Here is a 20885-nt window from a genome sequence, read left to right on the forward strand (position 1 = left end):
CGACAACAATCAAATAGTTGTCTTTTCGGCCAGTTGATTATCAGCTTCGATAACCGTGGATTACCATTTATGTGGTGACGCCATCACCCGTTCGATATCAATGAGTTTCCTCCGACGGCTCGTACCGGCGGCCATCCGACGCAGATACACGGTCAAGTTTACGATCGTGCTCCTGTGTCTCGGGCTGATGGTCGGGCTCATCGGGTTCGCCGCGACCGTCGTCGTCACCGACGAGGTAGAAGACCGCGTCGAGGCGGACCAGCTCTCTCTCACCGAACAGGACGCACAGGGAGTACAACAGTGGCACGACCGGAACGAACGAACGGCGGCGATGCTCGCCACGTCGGACGCCGTCGCGAGTGACGACCCCGACGCGGTCGAACGACAGTTCATCGAGTGGGACCAGCGTCTTGGAGAGCAAGCGGTCGCGATCAGCTACGTCGATTCGGCGAACGGGACCGTCGTCGCGAGCACCGACGGCGCGCTCGTGGATCGGTCGCTCGCCGACCTCGACGGGGTCGACGAGGAGGCGACGAGCCAGACCACCGCCGACGAGCCGTGGATCTCGAGCCCGTACGTCGGCGACGACCTCGAGACCGAAAACGCGGTCGTCAGCTACGTCCTCCAGACGCCAGAACACGACGAGCGTGCGATCGTTTACACCGTCGATCTCGAGTCCGTCGGCACGCAACTCGCCGGAAGCGGGTCCGCCGTGACCGTCGTCGTCGACGGGAACGACGAGATCGTCCTCGACAGCGCGGGCTACGCTGGGGGTGAGACCCTCGGTGCCGAGTACGACGGCAGCGCCGCCGACTGGGTCCGCGCAGACGGTGCGACGACGCGACAGGTCGCCGGCGGGAGCGCGACCGTCCTGGACGCCTACGGGTTCGGAACCGAAGACTACGTCGTCAGCGGCGCACCGGTCGAGGGCACCGACTGGGTCGTCCTCACACACGAACCGCGAAGCGCGGCCTTTGGCTACCTCTCGCTGGTCGACGAGCAGGGACTCGCGGCCGCCGCTGGCGGCCTCGTCGTCTTCGTCGGACTGGTCGGCGTCGTCCTCGGACGAAACACCACGTCGTCGATCGACCGACTCACCCGGAAGGTAAACGAGATGGAACAGGGCAACCTTCAGGTCGAGTTCGGGACCAAACGGATCGACAGCGTCGGAACGCTCGCTGACGGTCTCGCCTCGATGCGCGACACGTTGAGCGATCAGATTCAGGAAGCCGAAACTGCCCGCCAGGACGCCGAACGCGAGCGAGAACGAGTCGAAGAGATCAACGACCGCCTCGAGCGAAACGCCGACGAGTACAGCGAGGTGATGGCCGCGGCCGCCGAGGGAGATCTGACCGCCCGAATCGACGCCGACGGCGAGAACGAGGCGATGGACGCCATCGCGACCGACTTCAACGGGATGTTAGAGGAGATCGAGCGCACCGTCGCGGAGCTGAACCGGTTCGCCTCGTCCGTCGCGCTCGCCTCCGAGCAGGTCACCGCCTCGAGCGAGGAGGTTCGCTCGGCGTCCGAACAGGTCACCCAGTCGGTCCAGGAGATCTCGGAGGGGGCAGACCAGCAAAACGAGTCGCTGCAGGCCGTCGACGGCGAGATGGACCTACTCTCGACGACGACCGAAGAGATCGCCGCCTCCTCGAACGAGGTCGCCGACATCGCAGAGCAGACGGTCGAAACCGGCCAGAGCGGCCGGACGGCTGCACGAGCGGCGATCGAAGCGATGAACGAGATCGAAGGCGAGTCCGAGGGTGCCGTCACCGAGATCCAGCGCCTCGAGGAGGAGGTCCAACAGATCGACGAACTGATCGCGACCATTTCCGACATCGCACGCCAGACCAACATGCTGGCGCTGAACGCAAATATCGAGGCCTCACGCTCTGCGAGTGGCGACGACGAGGAAGGGTTCTCCGTCGTCGCCCAGGAGGTCAAAGAGCTCTCCGAGGACGTCGCCGCCGCGGCGAACGAAGCCGAGGCCCGACTCGAGGCGATCCGCGAGCGGACGGAGGTCTCGGCGGCCGAAGTCGAGGGAACCAGTTCGCACATCGAGGACGCAAGCGAGCAGGTCCAGGCGGCCGTCGAAGCGCTCGAGGAGATCGCCGACCTGGCCCAGGAGACGAACAGCGGGGTCCAGGAGATCTCCGCCGCGACCGAAGAACAGGCCGCGTCGACCCAGGAGGTCGTGGCCATGGTCGACGAGGTGGCGACGATCTCCCAGCAGACGAGCACGCGTTCGGAAACTGCCGCCGCTGCGGCCCAAGAGCAGACCAGCGCGCTGACGGAGGTGACGAAGTCGGCCTCGCGACTGGCCGAGCAGTCCTCCGAACTGTCGGCTGCCCTCGATCGGTTCGCCACCGACGTCGACGAGGACGACCTCGCGGTCGACCCCGAGGCGACGCTCGAGGATCTCGCGTTCGACGCGGAGTCCGCGCTCGAGGACGCTGATACGGACGAAATTACAGGCGAGGACGACCAGGTAGTCGCAAGCGAGGGCGCCGAAGGGGAGACCGAGCAGGCACTCGACGACGTGGCTCCAGGAACGGATCACGCGGACGACGAGCCTGCGGACGGTGAGCCGTCTCCGACGGAGGGCGACGGCGATCCGCTCGCGGCCGCGCCGGCGACCGCCGAGGAGACGGACACAGCGAGTGACGACGAGGCACCGACCGATCTGGCGGACGGCATTACGTTCGCGGCCGACGATGCCGCCGACGGCGACCGGCCCGATCCGCTGGCGAACGAGTCGCCACCTGACGAGGCCGAACCAGCTTCTGACGAGGCCGAATCCCCCTCCGGCGAACGCGAAACGGACGCCGCCCCCCTCGAGATGAACGAACCGATCGCGGACGACACCGTCGATCTCACGGTCGAGGAGGATCCGCTCGGGGATGGCTTCGCGGACGCCGAACCAGCCGAAACCGCGGAATCGGTCGACGGAAACGCTGAGACGACTGACTCGACTGACTCGGAGGCAACCACCGACGTGAGCGACCCGCTTGCGGCCGGTAGCGACGATCCCGTCACGTCGGACCCGCTCGTGGAAGCGGACGACGACGGGTTCGCGGACGAGGAACCCCGTACCTCGAGCAGCGGGCCGTCGGTCGAGGATCCGCTGCAGGAAGGCGATCTCGTCGATTCCGACTGGAGCGGCGACTCGTCGACCGTCGACGACCCCGTCTCGGAGCCTGCCTCGAATCTCGAGGTCGAAGAAGACGACGCCGTTGCCGGTGAAACCGAAGCGCACGGCGGAGACGACGATTCGACGGAGTGGGACGAAAGCCGTGATGTGTTGGACGACTCGCCGGAGAGCACCGACCCACTCGCGGACACCGGGGTCGAATCCGAGACGACCGAGGGATCCCTGCCGGACGACGAATCCGGCGGCGACGACTCCGCGGACTCGATGACCACCGAACCGGAGGAGTGGAACCCGTTCACTGACGGCGACGAGATAGACCAGGTCGATCCGTCGGAGACCGGTGAGAGCGGTGACGATCTCGAGGAGTCGGCCGAAGCCGAACGGGACGACGCCGAGCGAGAGGGCGACGAGTCCGAAACCGACGAGGACGCCTCGGCGGTCGAGAACACCGACGACGTGTTCACGTTCGGCGAGACGACGGAAGAGTAGCGCCGAACGCGGAGCCGACGGATCTGTCGAACGATGGAGACGGCCCGTACTCCCGTCGTCGTTCGCTACCTTTTTGCCTGCACTGTGGCAAGAAATCTGCATGCTTACCGTGCGGGCTCCAGCGACGAGTGCGAACCTCGGGAGCGGCTTCGACGTCTTCGGCGTCGCGCTCGGAGCGCCCGCCGACGTGGTTCGAGTCGAGCGCGCGCCGGAAACGACGATCTCGATCACCGGGGCCGGCAGCCAGTACATTCCCGAAGACCCGAAGAAGAATACAGTGGGTGCAGTCGCCGAGGCGCTCGACGCGCCGGCACGCATTCGAATCGACAAGGGCGTTCGCCCCTCCTCCGGGCTCGGCTCGTCGGCCGCCAGCGCCGCCGCCGCCGCCGTCGCGTTGAACGAACTCTACGGCCGTGGTCTCACGCGCGAGGAACTCGTTCCGATCGCCGCCGAGGGCGAGGCGCTCGTCTCCGGCGAAGCCCACGCCGACAACGTCGCGCCGTCGTTGCTCGGTGGCTTTACGGTCGTGACCGACGGCGGCGTCACCCAGGTCGACACGTCGATCCCTCTCGTGGCCTGTCTCCCCGAAATCACGGTCTCGACGCGGGACGCACGCGCGGTCGTCCCCGAGCACGCCCGGATGGACAACGTCGTCGACACCGTCGGCAACGCCGCCACGCTCGCGGTCGGGATGGCACGGAACGATCCCGAACTCGTCGGGAAGGGAATGGCCGACGAAATCGTCACTCCCGAACGAACCGCACTCATCGACGGTTACGCACAGGTTCGCGACGCCGCCCTCGAGGCGGGTGCGACCGGCGTCACCGTAAGCGGCGCTGGGCCCGGCGTGCTCGCGGTCTGTCACCACGCCGATCGTCGAGCGATCGCGGCGGCGATGCTCGACGCCTTCGACGCGGCCGGTATCGAGAGCCGGGCCTACCAGACCACGGTCGGGCCCGGCGCTCGGCTCTACACCGACTGAGCGACGATGGGCGTCCGAACCGACGGCGCGTTGGCCGTGGTGGTGTTGACCGCTGCACTCGTCGCGTTCGTCCTCGTCGGGGCCACCCCGTCGCTGCCTGCGTTCTTGCTCGGAGCAGCCGCGACGCTCGGTTTCGAACTCGTCGCCGCTCGCGATCCCGAGACCGTTCGAAAGTACTGGGAGCGGCGTCCGGTCCAGTTCGCTGCCGTCGTCGTCGCGCTCGTGATCGTGGGAGTCGGCACGACGGTCGCACCGTCGAGCGTGTTGTCGGCGATTTCGGGAGCGCTGGTGGCGTATCTCGCCTTTCTGATTGTCGTCGTCGTCGGATCGTAACGGCGACAATTCCGTCTCTCCGGGCGTTCTGCGCCGCCATCGTTAGGGCTGCAAACTCGAGGCTCGCGCCGGGCCGGACGCGAGCGCCCCGACCCCGTCACGGACGGGACGGTCGAGGCGTCACGGGTCGAACGGGGCCGACGCCTCGGTGTCGGTCCGGGTGAGGCCTCGATGGACGCGACCAACCGTCGTCCCGTTTACGTCCCGCCACGTTCCCGTCGCAGTAACGCGGTTTCCGTCGACGTCGACCGATCGCTCGTCCGCCGACGCGCCCAGTCGTTGCTCGAGGTCATCGACGTCGGGGTCGTCGACGATCGCTGCGAACTCACCGGTCGCCGTCTCCGCGTCGTCGACGGTAAACGAGCAGACGACGCCGTCGGCGTCCTCGAACCCCTCGAACGTGACGTCGGTGATTCCCCCGTTCTCGTCGGGAGTGAGTCGGTCGCCGTACTGTCCGACGGTGACGTCGCCTTCGCCCGCGGTTTCGACGAGCCACGCGACCTCGTCCGAGAGCTCGGTCGCCCGATCCGCGTCGCCCACCGAGGCTGCGACGATGGTTTCGATCCGCGTCGTCGGGTCCGCGTCGTCCTCGAGTTCCGCGCCGTCGACGAAGATGATCGCCTCGGCGCTGACGGCGATCACCGCGTCGGCGTCCTCCTCTACCGGCGTGTAGACGTCGTACTCGCCGACCTCGGCCGTTCGTTCCATCCGTCTGAGAAACTCCGCCGCCGGCTCCTCGGTGAGCCGGTCGTCGATCTCCGCGGTGTCGACGTCCCCGGCCACGATCACGGCGTCGTTTACCACCAGCAGTTCCTCGACGGCCGTCTCGAAGGCGTCGTCGTCGACGAGCCTGCCGAGTCGGTACTGCGAGAGACCGAGCCCGACGGCGAAATACGCCGCGAGCAGTCCGGTAGAGACGGGTTCGACCATCGGATCGTCCTGGAACTCGTCCGGAACCTCCTCGCTCGGCTCCGCTTGTTCGAGTTCTCGCTGTGTCTCGTCCTCGAGGGCCGTCCAGTCGATCGCGACGAACTCGAGGCCGTCGTCTTCGATCGTGAGCCACCGGGTGTACGCCGGACGGTCGTCGGTCTCCTGTGCGGTGACCGTGGGACTGCCCGCGATACCGACTGTGACCGCTGTCGCCGCACCGATCAGCTCGAGCGTCCGTCGTCGACTCGGGGTCATGGTCGATACTACGCGATCGCGCTCGATATAGGACAGGGGCCGGTATTCGTTCGTGCCACAGAGACCGTCACGCACCTCGAATGAACTCACCGCTCGTTGTCAGATGTCCCGGCGCGTAAAGAGAACCAGGGCGACGCCGAGCAAGACGAGAAAGGCGACCAGGAGAATTCCTGCGTCCGCGAACGCGTACTCCTCGCGGACGAGGATCGCCGTCTCGTCGAAGTATCGACTCGGCGTCACCGCGCCGATCCACTCGACGTCGGGATCGAGCCCGGAGACGGCATCGACCAGCCAGCAGACGAACACGAGCGTTATCGCCGTCGACCGTGCGGTCTTCGGCCGGTCGGCGACGACCGAGAGGACGAGACCGATCCCCGCACAGACCAGCAGGTAGGGTATCGAGAGCAGATGGACCATCGCGAGTGCGACGGGGTCGAACGACTCGCCGATGACGAGTGCGCCGACGTAGACGACGGTCGCCACTCCGACGTTCAACGCGACCAGCGGGACCCACAGCGCGGCGACTTTCTGGAGAATGACGGATTCCCGCGAGACCGGATTCGAGAGGGTGAGGTCCATCGTCCGGTCGGCGACGTCGGCTGCGATCAGTCCCGCACCGGCGTACGCGAAGTAGATGCCGACGAGGATCACCCAGAAAAACGAGTAGATTTCGGCCGCGATGAACCCCTCGATCGTGTGCAGCGCCTCGATTCCGAACAGGTCGAAAAAGAAGGCCGGAAACGCCTCCTCGAGCGCTTCCATCTCTTCGGAGAGACTCGGGAACATCGCAAAGTAAAGCGCAGAGAGGAGGACGAAGACGCCGACGAGGACGACTGACCCGCGGACCCGCTTTCGCGACTCGATCCGGAGGATCGCCGTCACGTCGACACCTCCGAGAGACGGTCGATCGTCGACCGGATGCTCGCGTCGGCGTTCCGTCGGCGCTCGTGGATGTGCTCGCGCCGACTGGTGGGGACGTCGAACACGGCGGCGGTTGCGGTTCGATCCGTTGTCCTCATCAGATATCCCTCCGGACGAAGAGAGCGGTCGCGACGCCGAGCAAGACGAGAAACGCGATCAGAAGAATTCCTGCGTCCGCGAACGCGTACTCCTCGTGGACGAGGATCGCACCCGGGTCGACGTACCGACTCGGCGTGATCGCACCGACCCACTCGAACTCCGAGTTCATCTCGGAAAGACCGTCGACCAGCCAGCAGACGAACACGAGTCCCAGTGCGGTCGCCTGTGCGCTCTCGACGCGTCCGAGGACGACCGAGAGGACGATGCCGATCCCGGCACAGACCAGCAGATAGGGGACAATAAACAGGTGTGCCACCGCGAGAGTGACGGGATCGAGCGTCTCACCGATGACCACGATGCCGACGAACAGGACCGCAAACAGGCCGACGTGCAACGCGACCAGCGGAACCCACAGTGCGGCGACTTTCTGGAGGAGGACGGACTCCCGCGAGACCGGATTCGAGAGGGTGAGGTCCATCCGGCGGGTGCGAACGTCCTCGACGATCATCCCGGCGCTGGCGTACGCGAAGTAAATTCCGGCGAACAGCAGCCAGATCAGAGAGAACACGTATCCGCCGACGAACCCCTCGATCGTGTGAATCTCTTCGATCCCCAACAAGCCGAGCAAGACCGGCGGAAATGCCTCCTCGATGAGTTCGGCCTCGTCCGCAAACCCCGGAAAGACGGCGAGGACGAACGCCAGCAACAGGCCCAGCAGGCCGGTCAGTACGAGCGAACTGCGGACCAGCTTTCTGGACTCGAGACGCAGAATCGCCGTCATCCGCCCCTCGCCGGTTCGCCGTCCGTTCTCTCCATCGGCGTACCCTCTCCGTAGTAGTGTTTGAAGATCTCGTCGAGTTGCGGATCGGTGATCTCGACGTTCGCGATGTCGAACTCGCCGAGGTGGTCGATGAGCGCGTTGTACTCGCCAGTGTAGGTAAACTGCACCGCGCTGTCGACGATCTCGAGATCGATCATCTCGTCCGTCGCGAAGCGCGCTTCGTCGACCGGTTCCGCCAGGTGGACCCACACCCGCTTGCCGCTTCGCTCGAGGAGCGCATCGATATCCTCGAGGGCGACCAGTTCGCCCTCGCGAATGATACCGACGCGGTCACAGACTCGCTGCACTTCGCTCAGCACGTGTGAGGAGAAAAAGATCGTCTTCCCGGCGTCACGTTCCCGCTCGAGGAACTGATGGAGTCGATCCTGTTTGAGCGGATCGAGCCCGGACGTCGGCTCGTCTAAGATCGCGATCTCCGGATCGTGCATGAACGCCTGAACGATGCCGAGCATCCGTATGTTGCCGTGAGAGTACGTCTCGACCGGTTTCTCGAGCGGTGGGTGAAACAGCTCCAGTAATTCGTCTCGTCGTTCGTCGCCCCGCATCCGTGCGAAGTAATCGAGAACCTGTCGGCCGGTGAGTCGCTCCTCGACGCCGATCGAATCCGGCAAGTATCCGACGTCGGCTTTCCGTTCGGTGAGCGCTCGTCGGTCGCGAATGTCCGTCCCGAGGATGGTCGCAGTCCCCGACGTCGGCTTGATGAGCCCGAGTAACAGCCTGATAGTCGTCGTCTTGCCAGCCCCGTTCGGGCCGAGGTAGCCAAATATCTCGCCAGAATCGACGTCGAAAGAGATGCCGTCGTTGGCGAGGACCTCGCCGTACCGTTTGGTGAGGTCGTCGATCCGAATGGCGGACATAGGAGACACACGACGCCAGAATACTTGAAACGAACGGCGATTTGACGTGTGTGAGGACAACCACGAGTCCAGAGGAAACCCCCTAAGAATCAGTTATGTCCAACACCCCGTCACACGCGTCAACTGTACTGTAGCTCATTTCCGTCGCAACCGCCGTCGGTCGCGGTTGTGCCGGAAGAGACCGGCAGCAGACCGTATCAGGCCGTCACCTCTCGCTTCTGGACGAACTCCCGAACGTCGCTTATGAGACGGGCCGGTGCCTCCATCGGGCCGACGTGACTGACTCCCACCAACTCGAGGGGTCGACTGTTCGCACTACCGACGGCGCATCCGTGATCGCGACTTTGGAAAATGGAACCGACGCCTCTCGCCGCTAGACGCCCCGTCCCTGCATCTTCTCCTCTTCGGACAGGTCGACGTTGGCGTCGCCTTTCATCCCTTTGCCGAGGTTCTTCGAGATCTCGGCGAGCGCCTCGGGGTCGTCCCAGTTGTTGACGGCTTCGACGATCGCTTCGCCCATCACTGGCGGGTTCTCCGCGCCGAAGATACCGCTGCCGACGAAGATGCCGTCGCACTCGTGGTGCATCATGAGCGCCGCGTCCGCGGGCGTCGCGATGCCGCCGGCGGCGAAGTTCACGACCGGCAGGCGGCCCATCTCGGGGGTCTCGTGGACCAACTCGGCGGGCGCTTCGATCTCGCGGGCGTAAGCCTCGCGCTCCTCGAAGCTCATTCCCTCGAGTCGGCGAATCTCGCCTTTGATCGTTCGCTGGTGGTGGACGGCCTGGTTGACGTCGCCGGTGCCGGCCTCGCCTTTGGTTCGGATCATCGCCGCACCTTCTTCGATCCGGCGCAGGGCTTCACCGAGGTTGCGCGCGCCACAGACGAAGGGCGCGGTAAAGTCGCGCTTGTCGATGTGGTAGGCGTCGTCCGCGGGCGTGAGGACTTCGGACTCGTCGATCATGTCGACGCCGACGGCCTCGAGGATCTGGGCTTCTTTCGTGTGACCGATTCGGGACTTGCCCATCACCGGGATCGAGACGGAGTCGACGATCTCTTCGACGTCCGCGGGATCGGCCATCCGGGCAACTCCCCCGCGTTTCCGGATGTCCGCCGGCACCGCTTCCAGGGCCATGACGGCGACCGCGCCGGCCTCCTCGGCGATCCGGGCCTGTTCTGGGTCGACGACGTCCATGATGACGCCGCCTTTCTGCATCTGTGCGAACCCTCGCTTGACGAGGTCCGTTCCGCGTCGCAGTTCCTCGAGGTCGGTCTCTGCTGACATACACCAGGGTTCGAACCCACCGCACTTACGCGTGTCCGTTCCGGCCAGGGACGACCGCGTCGGTGACGGCCGACCGCTAGTGTTTTGCAACTGTCGGTCCACACGACGGACGAACGATGTTCGCGACGAGCGAGGTGCCCGACCGAGATGCGCTTCCCCGATACCTCGCCCCCGTACCGAAACCGATCGAGGATATCGGGCTCCGATTCGCCTGGCTCGTCGTCGCGATCAATCTCGCGGGGACGGTCTTTGGGTTCTGGTACTACGCCGGTCAGTTCGCCGGGACACCGGCGCTGATGTGGCCGTGGGTTCCGGACAGCCCGATGGCGACGCTGTTGATCGCACTTGCCATTGCCGCCTGGAAACTCGGCTACGACCTGCCGTGGCTCACCGCACTCGCCTTCTTCGGTAACGTCATCCTCGGCCTCTGGACGCCGTATACGTTGCTCGCCTTCGCCGATTCGTACGGCTATCTCCATCCGCTTATGTACCAGTTTCTGTTCTGGAGCCACCTCGGAATGGTCGTCCAGGCGCTCGTTCTCCACCGGATCACCGACTTTTCGGTCGGCGGCGTCGCCGTCGCGGTGATCTGGTACACGAGCAACCTGATCGTCGACTACTTCGTCCCCGTCCTCGAGGGGCCACACGGAACCCACCACACCACGATTCCGGTCCCCCGCGATACCCCGATGTTTCTGGGTGCGGACGCCCTCGGCGTCATCGCGGCCGGTGAGGTCACGTTCACCATTCTCGCGCTCTTTCTCGCGCTCTCGATCCGGGTGAAAAAGTGCGAAGCGACTCGAGTCCACGCGTCGGGATAGCCACGTAGTTTCGTCGGGATACTCACACGGTTTCGTCTGGACAGCCACGCGACCGCATCGAACGGTGATCGAGCGTCCGCGTGAAGAGATGTCGACTGGTCAACACCGCAACGGGGGATCTTGGTCGTCGAACCCGAATAGCGCGTATGGCACTCGCGGTGATCGAAGGTCGACGCCGGAGATCGGTGACACGGTGGCTCCGCGGACTCTGGTCGTACTACCGGGCGTACACGGGAACCGCGGTCCACACCGCGTCCGCGGCGGCGCTCGCGATATTCGGATTGCTCGTCTTCGTCGATCCGCTCTTTGCCGTCGTCGCGATCGCCTCCTACGTCTGCCCGCCGGTCGTCCTCTACGTGCTCGGCGTCGACCTCAGGACGGACTCGAGTCGGCCGGAGCCGACGGTCACCGAAACGGATGCGAGCGATGGCTCGAGCAGGCGGACGACCTCCGGTCCAGCCCCCGCTGACGTCGATTCGAAACCGGTACCGAACGCCGATGGAAGGAACGAATCCGTCGCCGCGGATTCCGACACCGACACTGCCGACGGCGACGCGGATTCGGATACCGATACCGACGACGGCGACACGGATTCCGAGACCGACACTGCCGACGGCGACTCTGATTCGGATACCGACGACGGCGACACGGATACCGACGGACGGGACACCGATACGGATACCAACGGCTAAAACTCCCAAAACGAAAATCGACGGCGTTACTCGAGGACGATGACCGCCGACTCGGTTTCGATCATCTCGCCGTCGCCCGAGTAGGTGCGCTCGAGTTCCACCTCGAACAGCTCGTCCTCGAGTTCCTCGCCAGCGACCCGCAACACACCCGCATCGTCGTCGATTTCGTACTCGCCGCTCTCGATACCCGAATCGATCTCGCCGACCTTGGACCCGAACTTCGGTCCGAGCGTCGAGTAGTCGAGGTCGATCGCGGCGACCTCGGTCGTTACCTCGGGTTCGTCCACGAGGACCGTCAGCTTCTGAACGTTCATCACGTTCTCGATCGCGTCCTCGAAGCCCTCGATCGGGCCGTAGACCGCAACCGACTCGAGGTCGGCGTTCAGCGGGAGCTGGTTCTCGCTTTTGTACCGCCGAAGCGCCGAGATGACCTCCATCGCCGTCTCGCCGGCCTCGAGGTCGGCCTCGTACCCTTGCGGCGCAGGCCACGCTCGAGTGTGGATACTCGCTTCGTCGAGGTCCGCGTCCTCCCCAGCGTAGACGGCCTGCCAGATCTCCTCCGTGACGTGGGGCAGGAAGGGAGCCCACAACTCGAGGAAGGTTCGGTGGGCCGTCCGCAGCGCGTACTGCGTCGAGGGGTTGTCCTCGCGGCCTTTGGCGATCTCTAAGTAGTCGTCACAGAAGGTGTTCCAGAAGAACGTCCGCAGGCGGTCGCGAGCTTTGGCGAACTCGTAGGCATCGAACTGGGCGGTGAGTTCGGAAACGGCGTCGTCGAGTTCGGCGAGCAGCCAACGATCGATCGGCTCGAGTTCGTCGGGCTCGTCGGGATCGGCAGGTGCGAGCGTGTCGACGAGTTTCGAGGCGTTCCAGAGTTTGCGCAGGAGTTTCTCGCCGGCGCGGAGGTCTTTCTCCTGGTAGGGAAAGTCGTCGCCGACCGCCGCACTCGCCGCCCAGAAGCGGACGGCGTCGACGGGGTACTCCGCGAGCACCTCGTCGGGCGCGACGACGTTGCCACGGGACTTGGACATCTTCTCGCGGTTCTCGTCTAAGACGTGGCCGTTGATCAGCGTCGCGTCGAAGGGCACCTCGCCGGTGTGTTCGTAACACTTGACGATGGTGTGGAACAGCCAGAAGGAGATGATGTCGTGACCCTGTGGGCGCAGGTCGAACGGATAGAGCTCCGGGTTCTCCATCGTGAACTCCTCGGCGTCGGCGTCCCAGTCCCAGCCGGCATTGATGAGGGGAGTCAGCGAGGAGGTTGCCCAGGTGTCGAAGACGTCCTCCTCGGGTTCGAACTCGTCGTGGCCACACTCGGGGCAGGCGTCGACCGGCGGCTCGTCCGAGAGTGGATCGACTGGCAGGTCCTCCTTGTCGGCCATAATCGGGTGATCGCACTCCTCGCAGTACCAGACCGGGAACGGAATCCCCGAATCGCGCTGGCGGGAGATGAGCCAGTCCCACTCGAGGCCCTCGATCCAGTGGCGATAGCGCGTGAACATCTTCTCGGGGAACCAGTCCATCTCCCGGCCGGCCTCGAGGTACTCCTCTTTGTGGTCCAGAATTTCGACGTACCACTGCTTGGAGACGCGGTACTCGACGGGGGTGTCACAGCGCTCGTGGACGCCGACCGCGTGGGTGATATCCCACCGGTCTCGCAGATAGCCCTCTTCGTCTAAATCCTCGACGATGGCCTCGCGGGCCTCCTCGGTCGAGAGTCCCTCGTAGTCGCCGGCGAGGTCGGTCATCGTCGCGGTCTCGTCGATGGCCACACGGAGCGGGAGGTCGTGAGCCTGGTACCACTCGATGTCGTTTTGGTCGCCGAAGGTACAACACATCACGATCCCGCTTCCTTTCTCCATGTCGACGCGCTCGTCTTCGATGATCGGCACCTCGTGGCCGAAGATCGGAATCCTCGCCGTCTCGCCGACGAGATCCTGGTTTGCCTCGTCGTCGGGGTGGACGAAGACGGAGACGCAGGCGGGAATCAGTTCGGGCCGTGTCGTGGAGATGACGAACTCGTCGCGGTCGGTGCCGTCGGACACGACGTCGAACGCGATGTCGTTGAAGTGGGAGTGGCGCTCGTCGTCTTCGGTCTCGACTTGCGAAATCGCCGTCTCGCACTCCGGACACCAGATCGCGGGTGCTTTTTTCCGATATTCGCGCCCCTTCTCGTAGAGGTCGAGAAACGACAGCTGGGAGATGCGCTGGACGCGGGGTTCGATCGTCTTGTACGTGTTCGACCAGTCGATCGACGTCCCGAGCCCCTGCATCTTCTCCGTGAACTCGGCCTCGTACTCCGTACAGACCTCCCGACAGAGCTGCTGGAACTCGCGGCGTTCGTACTCTTGGTGTTCGATGTCGAGTTCCGTCTCGGTCAGACGCTCGCTTGCGATCCCGTTGTCGTCGTAGCCGAACGGAAAGAGAACGTCGCCATCGTGCATTCGCTGGAACCGCGCGGAGAAGTCCTGGAGTGTGTGGCCGTAGAGGTGGCCCATGTGTAGGCTCCCCGAGACCGTCGGCGGCGGGGTGTCGATCGCGTAGGTCGTGTTCGGATCCCGCTCGGGGTCGCTTTCGTAGGCGTAGATCTCCTCGTCGACCCACCGATCCTGCCAGCGGGATTCGACCGCCTCGGGGTCGTACGCGCCCTCGAGTGACGGTTCCTCGTCGCTCGAGCGCTCCTGGGAATCCATACTCATGCTCTCACCGCCCGCGTGGGGCGTGGTCGATGCCACGGATGTTGGCGTCTGCGTGATAGATCGATCATGGCTGATACTGGTCGTTGGTCGATGAATGCTGGTCGCCGACAATACATCCGTCGAAACAGGGTGGGGAGTGTGGGGCTACGAGGCCCCTACGAAAACGGCGGTCTGCGGTTCGGAGACCGCTCCGCCATCGTTCGTGACGGCGACGTTCATATTTGATGGTACTCCGGGAACCCTGTTAGGTGTTTCGCGTTCGTCGACTCCGAGTCACGCCGTGATCACAATCCCGGACCGGTGGAATCAGCCGGTTTGGGGGAAGCGTTATCCGTCGGCATGTTGGACCACATCTGGATGAACGGACCGAACCCGATCCGACGCGGACGTCGACGTACCATCATCGATGGGTCCTGATCTCGCCGATCGGTACGCAACCGCGGTGGTTGATCGGAGCGCCATCGTCGTCGCCGTCGTACTCGTTCTTACGGCGCTGATCGGTGCTGGCGCGGTCGTCAACGAGACCGAAGACGCCGGAATCGGCGAGTTCGAAACCGACTCCGAGGAGCAGGCGGCCCTCGAGTATATCGATGAGAACTACGAGACCGACGACCGGCTCGTCACCCAACTCGTCGTTCGCGAGGACGGCGGCGACGTTCTCACTCGAGAGTCGCTGCTCGAGGGACTGTCGCTCCAGGCGGCGGCCCAGGAAAACGAGTCGGTAAACGAGACGCTCGCCGACGACGGATTCGTCGGCGTCGAAAACGTCGTCGCCACTGCGGCACACACCGAAGACCGCATCGACGAGTTCGAGGAACGCGGCGAGGAACTCGGCGAGCGGCAAGCGGAACTCGAGTCCCGAACCGACGCCCTCGAAGCGGGACTCGACGACAGCCGAGAGATCCAGCGCGCCTACGAGCGACTGAACGCGACGACCAACGAGAGCGACCCGGCCTACCGGGAAACCGCCGCCGAACTCGAGGCGGAGTTCGAGACCGCCGTCGAGAACGCGACCGCGGCGGCGGAACTCGACGAGGAGGAGGCCGCGGCGTACGAAACCCTCGCGAGTGAGGTTCGAGGGCTCGAGTCCGCGCAGTTCGGGATCGAACGGGCGACCGACGAACCGGAGGAGACCGCCGAGTACCAGGAGGCACAAGAGGGTATCGACGGGATCTACGCCGCCGCGACCGTCGGCCTCCTCGAGGACGAGTTCGAAGCGCTGGAAGACGAACGCGAAGCGCTCGAGGCGGAACGCGACGAGTTCGAAGCGGACGACGGTCCGACACTCGACGAGCAGATCGCCGCTCTCGAGGGCCGATCGGACGAGGCAGTCGAGGAACTCCTCGCGGACGTACTCGACCCCGATTCGGACGCCGCCGGCGGCCAGGATCCGACCGTCTTCGTTCCACAAGGGTACGAACCGGGCGAAACTGACGCGGAGGCCCGGATTACGTTCTTCTTCCAGGAGAGCGAGGCGTCCGGGGACGAAACGACCACCGGCGACGCCGAGGCTGGGGACGACGACCCGTCCGAAACCGCTGACGACGGCCTCTCCGAAACCGCCGTCGAGGCCCAACTCGAGGTTCAGTCGCTGTTCGACGAGCGGTTCGACGACGGCTTCGTCTTCGGCCAGGCGATCACCGACGCGGCGACGTCGAACGCCGTCGGCGACAGCTTCGCGATCATCACGCCGGTCGCGCTCGTGGCCGTCCTGGCCATCCTCGCGATCACGTATCGGGACGTCGTCGATGTACTGGTCGGCCTGACCGGCATCGGTGTCGTGATGGCCTGGCTCGCCGGATTGTTGGGATGGCTCCAGATTCCGACCAGCCAGTTGCTGATCGCCGTCCCGTTCCTGCTGATCGGGCTCTCGGTCGACTACGCTCTCCACGTCATAATGCGCTACCGCGAGGCGAGGGCGGGGACGCTCGAGATCGGTGGCCGGGAGTCCAGGTTCGCCACGGCGGGTGACGGCCGGTCGCCGGCGGGAACTGAGGGGGTTGCTCGCGGTGTCCGTACCGGTATGGTACTCGGGCTCGGCGGGGTCGTCCTCGCGCTCGCGGTGGCCACGTTCTCGACGGGCGTCGGCTTCCTCTCGAACGTGGTCAGTCCGTTGCCGGCGATTCGTGACTTCGCGATCCTCGCGGCGGGGGGCATCTTCGCGACGTTCGTCGCGTTCGGCGTCTTCGTCCCGGCGCTCAAAGTGGAAGTCGACCGCCTGCTCGAGCATCGATTCGACCGCAACCGCGCGAAGCCGGCCTTCGGGGTGACGCCGGGACCGATCAATCGAGCGCTCTCGAGCGGCGTCGTCTTCGCCCGTCGGGCACCGCTTGCGGTCGTCGTCGTCGCCCTCCTGCTCGCCGTCGGCGGCGCGTACGGCGCGACCGGGATCGACACCGAGTTCAACGAGGCCGATTTCCTCCCCCAGGACGCACCCGACTGGGCGAAGTCGCTGCCCGGCCCGCTCGCGCCGGACACCTACACGATCGCGGACGACGCCGAGTACCTCGCCGACAACTTCCAGGATCCCGACTCACAGGCGGAGATACTGATACGTGGCGACGTGACCGACCCGTCGACGCTCGCTGCGATCGAGGACGCACGCGAGGACGTCGAGACGGGAGACGACGCCACCATCGACGCCCGAAGCGACGGGACGGCGGCAGTCGAGGGTCCGCTCACCGTCCTCGAGGCCGTCGCCGAGGAGAACCAGACGGTCGCAGACGGACTCGACGAACGGGACACGACCGACGGTGGGGTTCCCGACGACGATCTCGCAGGACTGTACGACCTGCTCTACGAGGCCGACTCTGAGGAAGCGGCGACAGTACTCGAGCGGACCGACGACGGAGAGTACGAGTCGGCCCGACTGATCATCAGCGTCCGCGGCGACGAGTCGGCACAGGCGGTCGCCGACGACGTCGGGGCACTCGCGGACGGAATCGAAGCCGAGACAGGAGCGAGCGACGGGGACGATACTGCGTCCGGGAGCGACGACACGACGGTCGCCGGCAGTGACGCGCCGATAACGGCCGTCGCGACGGGCGGTCCCGTGACCACCGCCGTCGTCCAGGACGCCTTGCTCGAGACGCTGGTGCAGGCGCTCGCGGTGACGCTCGTCGTCATCGGCGCGTTTCTCACGATCCTCTACTGGGTGCGCCATCGCGCGCTCTCGCTCGGACTCGTGACGCTCGCGCCCGTCGTCATCGCACTGGCGTGGCTGCTGGGAACGATGGCCCTGCTCGACGTGCCGTTCAACAGCGAGACGGCCGTCATCACGAGTCTGGCGATCGGCCTCGGCGTCGACTACAGCATCCACCTCGGCGAACGGTTCGTCGTCGAACGGGAACGGCGAGCGGTCGACGGAGCCGACTCCTCGGAGCGGAAACCGGGAGACGAACGGAGCCGTGAGCGACGCGAAGCCGTCGAAGACGCCCTCGAGGCGACGGTTACCGGGACGGGTGGTGCCCTGCTTGGAAGTGCAGCTACGACCGCGACGGGCTTTGGCGTCCTCGCACTGGCACTCGCTCCGCCGCTCCAGCGGTTCGGGCTCGTGACCGGCGTGAGTATCGTCTTCGCGTTCGTCGCCTGTCTCACCGTCTTACCGTGTCTGCTGGTGCTTCGCGAACGATTCCTCGGGTGGCGGTCAGCCTGACGGTGAGATCGTCCTATATAAATCCTGGTGGTCGGATGGCCGGTCGACAGTCGCCCACCCGTATTAACGGTTCGTGGAGCCGTCGTGTCGCATATGACCGCAGAACAAACCAGACGAGCCCTCCTCGGCGGCATCGCGACGACCGGTCTCGCGGCGCTCGCCGGCTGTGCCAGTATGACGCCACTCGTTGGACAGCGCGTCGAGGACGAGGAGACGATCACCGTCGCAGACGCGGATCGCCTCGCCATCCACGGCGACGTCGGAACGGTCTCGGTCGTCGGCACCGACCGCGACGACGTCCACCTCGAGGCGGAGAAACAGTCTAGCTCGATCACCACCGACCTCGAGGATCTGACCCTCCGGACCGAACGCGCCGACGACCGACTCGAGATCCGTTCCGAGTGGGACGGAAGCGAAGGGTGGTTCCAGAGTCAGCCGTCGATGAACCTCGAGGCCGAGATTCCCCGCGCCGTCGTCCTCGAGACGATCGACACGAGCGTCGGTCGGGTCGACGTCCAGGACGTGGCGGGGGACCTGACGGTCGACACGAGCACGGGCCGCGTCGACGTAGAGAACGTCGACGGCTTCGTCGGTGTACAGACCAGTACCGGCCGCGTCGAGGTCCGCGACGTCGATGGAATCGACGGTATCTCGACGAGCACCGGTCGCGTCGAAACCGACGTGCCGGCGATCGACGGCGATACGACGGTCTCGACCAGCACCGGGCGGATCGAGGCCGCGATCGATCCGTCCGTCGACGCCGAACTACGGGTCAACACGAGTACGGGACGGATCGACGTCGACGAGCTCGCGTTGACCGACGCGGTCGAGGGAGACGACTACGTCACTGGAACGCTCGGCGACGGCGGTCCGCTGCTTCGGTTCGAGACGAGCACCGGACGGATCACCCTCACGGCGCTCGAATGAGGGCGACGCCATGGCGACGTCTCGGTTCGCGTGACTCGGAGACCAGTCGAACGAATCGTTCGAACGAGCGGGACACGGGGACGGACTCCCCGCGGCGCTCGAGGCGAACGTTTATCGGCCCACGCCGGGCAGTCACCATCGAGATGTCGGAGACTGCGGCCACGGGAACGGACGGACCCCTCGAGCGAGTCGGTTCCGGTCTCAGGCGGTTCGTCGCGGTTCCGCTCGAACGACAGACGTACCTGAACCTCGCGTACCTGTTGCTCGCGTTTCCGCTCGGGCTTGCGTACGTCGTGTTCGTCACGGTCGGCGTCTCGGTCGGCCTCGGACTCTCGATCCTCCTCGTGGGGATACCGATTCTCGTCGCGACGCTCGCGTTCACGCTCGCCGTCGCTGGCTTCGAACGCTGGCTGACCGTGACGATGCTCGACCTGGAGATCGAGCCTCGAAGCCGGGAAGCCAACGAGCGTACTCGCGACCGACTCGTCTCGCTGTGTACCAACCCGAAGAACTGGTCGGCGCTGCTCTACGTCCCCGCGAAGTTCGTCCTCGGGACCGTCTCGTTTTCGGTCGCGCTCACCGGATTCTCGACCGGCGCGAGCATGCTGATGCTTCCGCTTTACTACGACCGACCGGGGCTGTACGTCGGCGTCGTCTCCGATCGCGCCCCAGAGATCAGCCAGACGCTGTATCTCGGCTGGAACTACCTGCTCGTCGGCGTCGAGGCGGTGTTTACGGTCGGCTACTGGGAGATTTCGACGCTGCCGGAGGCACTCCTCGCCGCGGCGCTCGGAGTCGTCGTCGTATTGGGCACGTTCTACGTGCTCGACGCGCTCACCCGCGTCTGGGGGTGGTTCGCCCGTCTCACTCTCGAGGGTGCGTTCGACCCGCTCGCCGCACTCACACGACGTGGCACCTGATACTGTTGGACAGAACGACGTGAAGTCGATCGCCCGTAGCTACTCCCCGAGTCCGCTGTCCGAGTGGGCTCGTACCCAGAGTTCGCCGATCCGCGAGAGCCGCGTTCGGTACGACTTCCCGTGTTCTTCGCGTTCGATGTACCCCTTGCCGCCCGGCCCCAGCCGATCGACGTTGTAGATGACCTTCGAGCGGAAGCTGTCGGTGTACTCCTCGTTGAGTTCGCGCGCGAGCGACTCCGCCAGTTCCGAGACCGAGGCGAACTCGCCGTCCTCGCCGAGTTTGTAGAGGATGAGCTCCTCGAACGGTTTGACGTTCGAGAAGGAAGCGACCGGTAACTCGACGATGTGGCGGCCGTCGATCTCCTTCGCTCCGATCGTCGTCCCGCGCTCGTCGAACTCCGAGAGCAAGTCTCGAGCGCTCTCCAGACGGTTCGCGATCCGATCCGCCGTGATCGCTGCTGTGTCATCCTCGTGGTCGAGGTCCTCGAGGAGCGCGATCTGATCGCGAAGCTCCTCGGCGAGTTCGGTCTCTAAGTACTTCTCCGGGGCGGTGTAGTAGGTGTGTATGTGTTCGCGGTCTTCCTCGCGTTCGACCATCAGCGAGTGGGCGGCGTTCGCGAAGGCGAAACTCACCGTTCGGGGCATCGCCGCCACGTTGACCCACACCTCGTTCTCGCGATCGAGTTCGGCCGTGATGAGTTCGTAGGCCTGTTCGAACGCCTCGTCGTAGTCGTAGACGTCCTCCAGGACGAATCGATCGGTCTCCGCGCCAAGCAGGTTTCGAAAGTCCGTCTCGAGTTTTTTCGAGAGGTGTCTGGAGTACTCGACGTTGGCCTCGCTCCCGACCGCCCCTTCCAAGAGAATGACGCTGTCGACGTCGATCTGATCGCGGACGAGCGGGGCGATCAGCCGGTCGTAGTCGAAGCCGACCGGGACGATGTGGGTTTGCATACGTGCTAGTTCGTCGGCGGGGTAATATATTCCCTCGAGTCGTCTCTCCGCCAGCTCGTCGACCGCGGTTCCGTCGTCGGCTC

At 65.1% G+C, this 20885-nt stretch carries 16 protein-coding genes; 8 read left to right on the forward strand and 8 right to left on the reverse strand.

The window, feature by feature from the left end; genetic code table 11:
* Positions 1-100 precede the first annotated feature (100 nt).
* The 3 genes from FYC77_RS10370 (at position 101) to FYC77_RS10380 (ending at position 4955) form a co-directional block, all read left to right on the forward strand.
* A complete protein-coding gene (locus FYC77_RS10370; RefSeq protein ID WP_149081432.1) occupies positions 101-3640 on the forward strand; it encodes a methyl-accepting chemotaxis protein in 3540 nt (1179 codons plus the stop codon).
* A gap of 100 nt (positions 3641-3740) precedes the next feature.
* Positions 3741-4622, forward strand: a complete 882-nt coding sequence (locus FYC77_RS10375; RefSeq protein WP_149081433.1) for a homoserine kinase — start codon at positions 3741-3743, stop codon at positions 4620-4622.
* A 6-nt stretch (positions 4623-4628) separates the two neighbouring features.
* Positions 4629-4955, forward strand: coding sequence for a hypothetical protein (locus FYC77_RS10380; RefSeq protein ID WP_149081434.1), 327 nt, complete (start codon positions 4629-4631; stop codon positions 4953-4955).
* Between the two features lie 120 nt (positions 4956-5075).
* Here the strand turns inward: FYC77_RS10380 and FYC77_RS10385 are convergent, their stop codons facing one another.
* The 6 genes from FYC77_RS10385 to pdxS all read right to left on the reverse strand — a co-directional run bounded on the left by FYC77_RS10385 (position 5076) and on the right by pdxS (position 10140).
* The gene (locus tag FYC77_RS10385) at positions 5076-6140 is read right to left on the reverse strand and encodes a hypothetical protein (protein WP_149081435.1); all 1065 of its coding nucleotides are present in this window, start codon (positions 6138-6140) and stop codon (positions 5076-5078) included.
* A 99-nt stretch (positions 6141-6239) separates the two neighbouring features.
* The gene (locus tag FYC77_RS10390) at positions 6240-7022 is read right to left on the reverse strand and encodes an ABC transporter permease (protein WP_149081436.1); all 783 of its coding nucleotides are present in this window, start codon (positions 7020-7022) and stop codon (positions 6240-6242) included.
* The gene (locus FYC77_RS20145) at positions 7019-7159 is read right to left on the reverse strand and encodes a hypothetical protein (protein WP_162354507.1); all 141 of its coding nucleotides are present in this window, start codon (positions 7157-7159) and stop codon (positions 7019-7021) included. Before FYC77_RS20145 ends, FYC77_RS10390 begins: the two co-directional genes overlap by 4 nt.
* Positions 7159-7941, reverse strand: a complete 783-nt coding sequence (locus tag FYC77_RS10395) for an ABC transporter permease subunit (RefSeq protein WP_149081437.1) — start codon at positions 7939-7941, stop codon at positions 7159-7161. The genes FYC77_RS20145 and FYC77_RS10395 overlap by 1 nt, the downstream gene beginning before the upstream one ends.
* Positions 7938-8858: an ABC transporter ATP-binding protein gene (locus tag FYC77_RS10400; protein WP_149081438.1), complete on the reverse strand. Its 921-nt coding sequence runs from the start codon at positions 8856-8858 to the stop codon at positions 7938-7940. Before FYC77_RS10400 ends, FYC77_RS10395 begins: the two co-directional genes overlap by 4 nt.
* A gap of 373 nt (positions 8859-9231) precedes the next feature.
* Positions 9232-10140, reverse strand: coding sequence for a pyridoxal 5'-phosphate synthase lyase subunit PdxS (gene pdxS, locus FYC77_RS10405; RefSeq protein WP_149081439.1), 909 nt, complete (start codon positions 10138-10140; stop codon positions 9232-9234).
* Positions 10141-10256: 116 nt separating this feature from the next.
* Here pdxS and FYC77_RS10410 point away from each other — a divergent pair, with 116 nt between their 5' ends.
* Both FYC77_RS10410 and FYC77_RS10415 read left to right on the forward strand, forming a co-directional pair.
* The gene (locus tag FYC77_RS10410; RefSeq protein WP_149081440.1) at positions 10257-10961 is read left to right on the forward strand and encodes a DUF1405 domain-containing protein; all 705 of its coding nucleotides are present in this window, start codon (positions 10257-10259) and stop codon (positions 10959-10961) included.
* A 185-nt stretch (positions 10962-11146) separates the two neighbouring features.
* Positions 11147-11653 carry a hypothetical protein gene (locus tag FYC77_RS10415; protein WP_238386891.1) on the forward strand — a complete coding sequence of 169 codons (507 nt, stop codon included), beginning with the start codon at positions 11147-11149 and terminating at the stop codon, positions 11651-11653.
* Between the two features lie 26 nt (positions 11654-11679).
* Here the strand turns inward: FYC77_RS10415 and FYC77_RS10420 are convergent, their stop codons facing one another.
* Positions 11680-14460 (reverse strand): valine--tRNA ligase, encoded by a 2781-nt coding sequence (locus tag FYC77_RS10420; RefSeq protein WP_149081442.1) that lies wholly within the window; start codon positions 14458-14460, stop codon positions 11680-11682.
* Between the two features lie 295 nt (positions 14461-14755).
* Here FYC77_RS10420 and FYC77_RS10425 point away from each other — a divergent pair, with 295 nt between their 5' ends.
* The 3 genes from FYC77_RS10425 to FYC77_RS10435 all read left to right on the forward strand — a co-directional run bounded on the left by FYC77_RS10425 (position 14756) and on the right by FYC77_RS10435 (position 19851).
* Positions 14756-18004 (forward strand): MMPL family transporter, encoded by a 3249-nt coding sequence (locus FYC77_RS10425; RefSeq protein ID WP_149081443.1) that lies wholly within the window; start codon positions 14756-14758, stop codon positions 18002-18004.
* Between the two features lie 93 nt (positions 18005-18097).
* Complete coding sequence (locus tag FYC77_RS10430; RefSeq protein ID WP_149081444.1) at positions 18098-18931, forward strand: DUF4097 family beta strand repeat-containing protein; 834 nt, start codon at positions 18098-18100, stop codon at positions 18929-18931.
* A 143-nt stretch (positions 18932-19074) separates the two neighbouring features.
* The gene (locus FYC77_RS10435; protein ID WP_238386892.1) at positions 19075-19851 is read left to right on the forward strand and encodes a sensor domain-containing protein; all 777 of its coding nucleotides are present in this window, start codon (positions 19075-19077) and stop codon (positions 19849-19851) included.
* A gap of 39 nt (positions 19852-19890) precedes the next feature.
* On the opposite strand, the gene FYC77_RS10440 is transcribed toward FYC77_RS10435, so the two are convergent.
* Entirely contained in the window at positions 19891-20802 is a 912-nt protein-coding gene (locus tag FYC77_RS10440) for an HFX_2341 family transcriptional regulator (RefSeq protein ID WP_149081466.1), read from the reverse strand.
* Between the last annotated feature and the right edge of the window lie 83 nt (positions 20803-20885).

Origin of the sequence: Natrialba swarupiae, assembly GCF_008245225.1 — an archaeon.
GTDB classification, from domain to species: domain Archaea; phylum Halobacteriota; class Halobacteria; order Halobacteriales; family Natrialbaceae; genus Natrarchaeobius; species Natrarchaeobius swarupiae.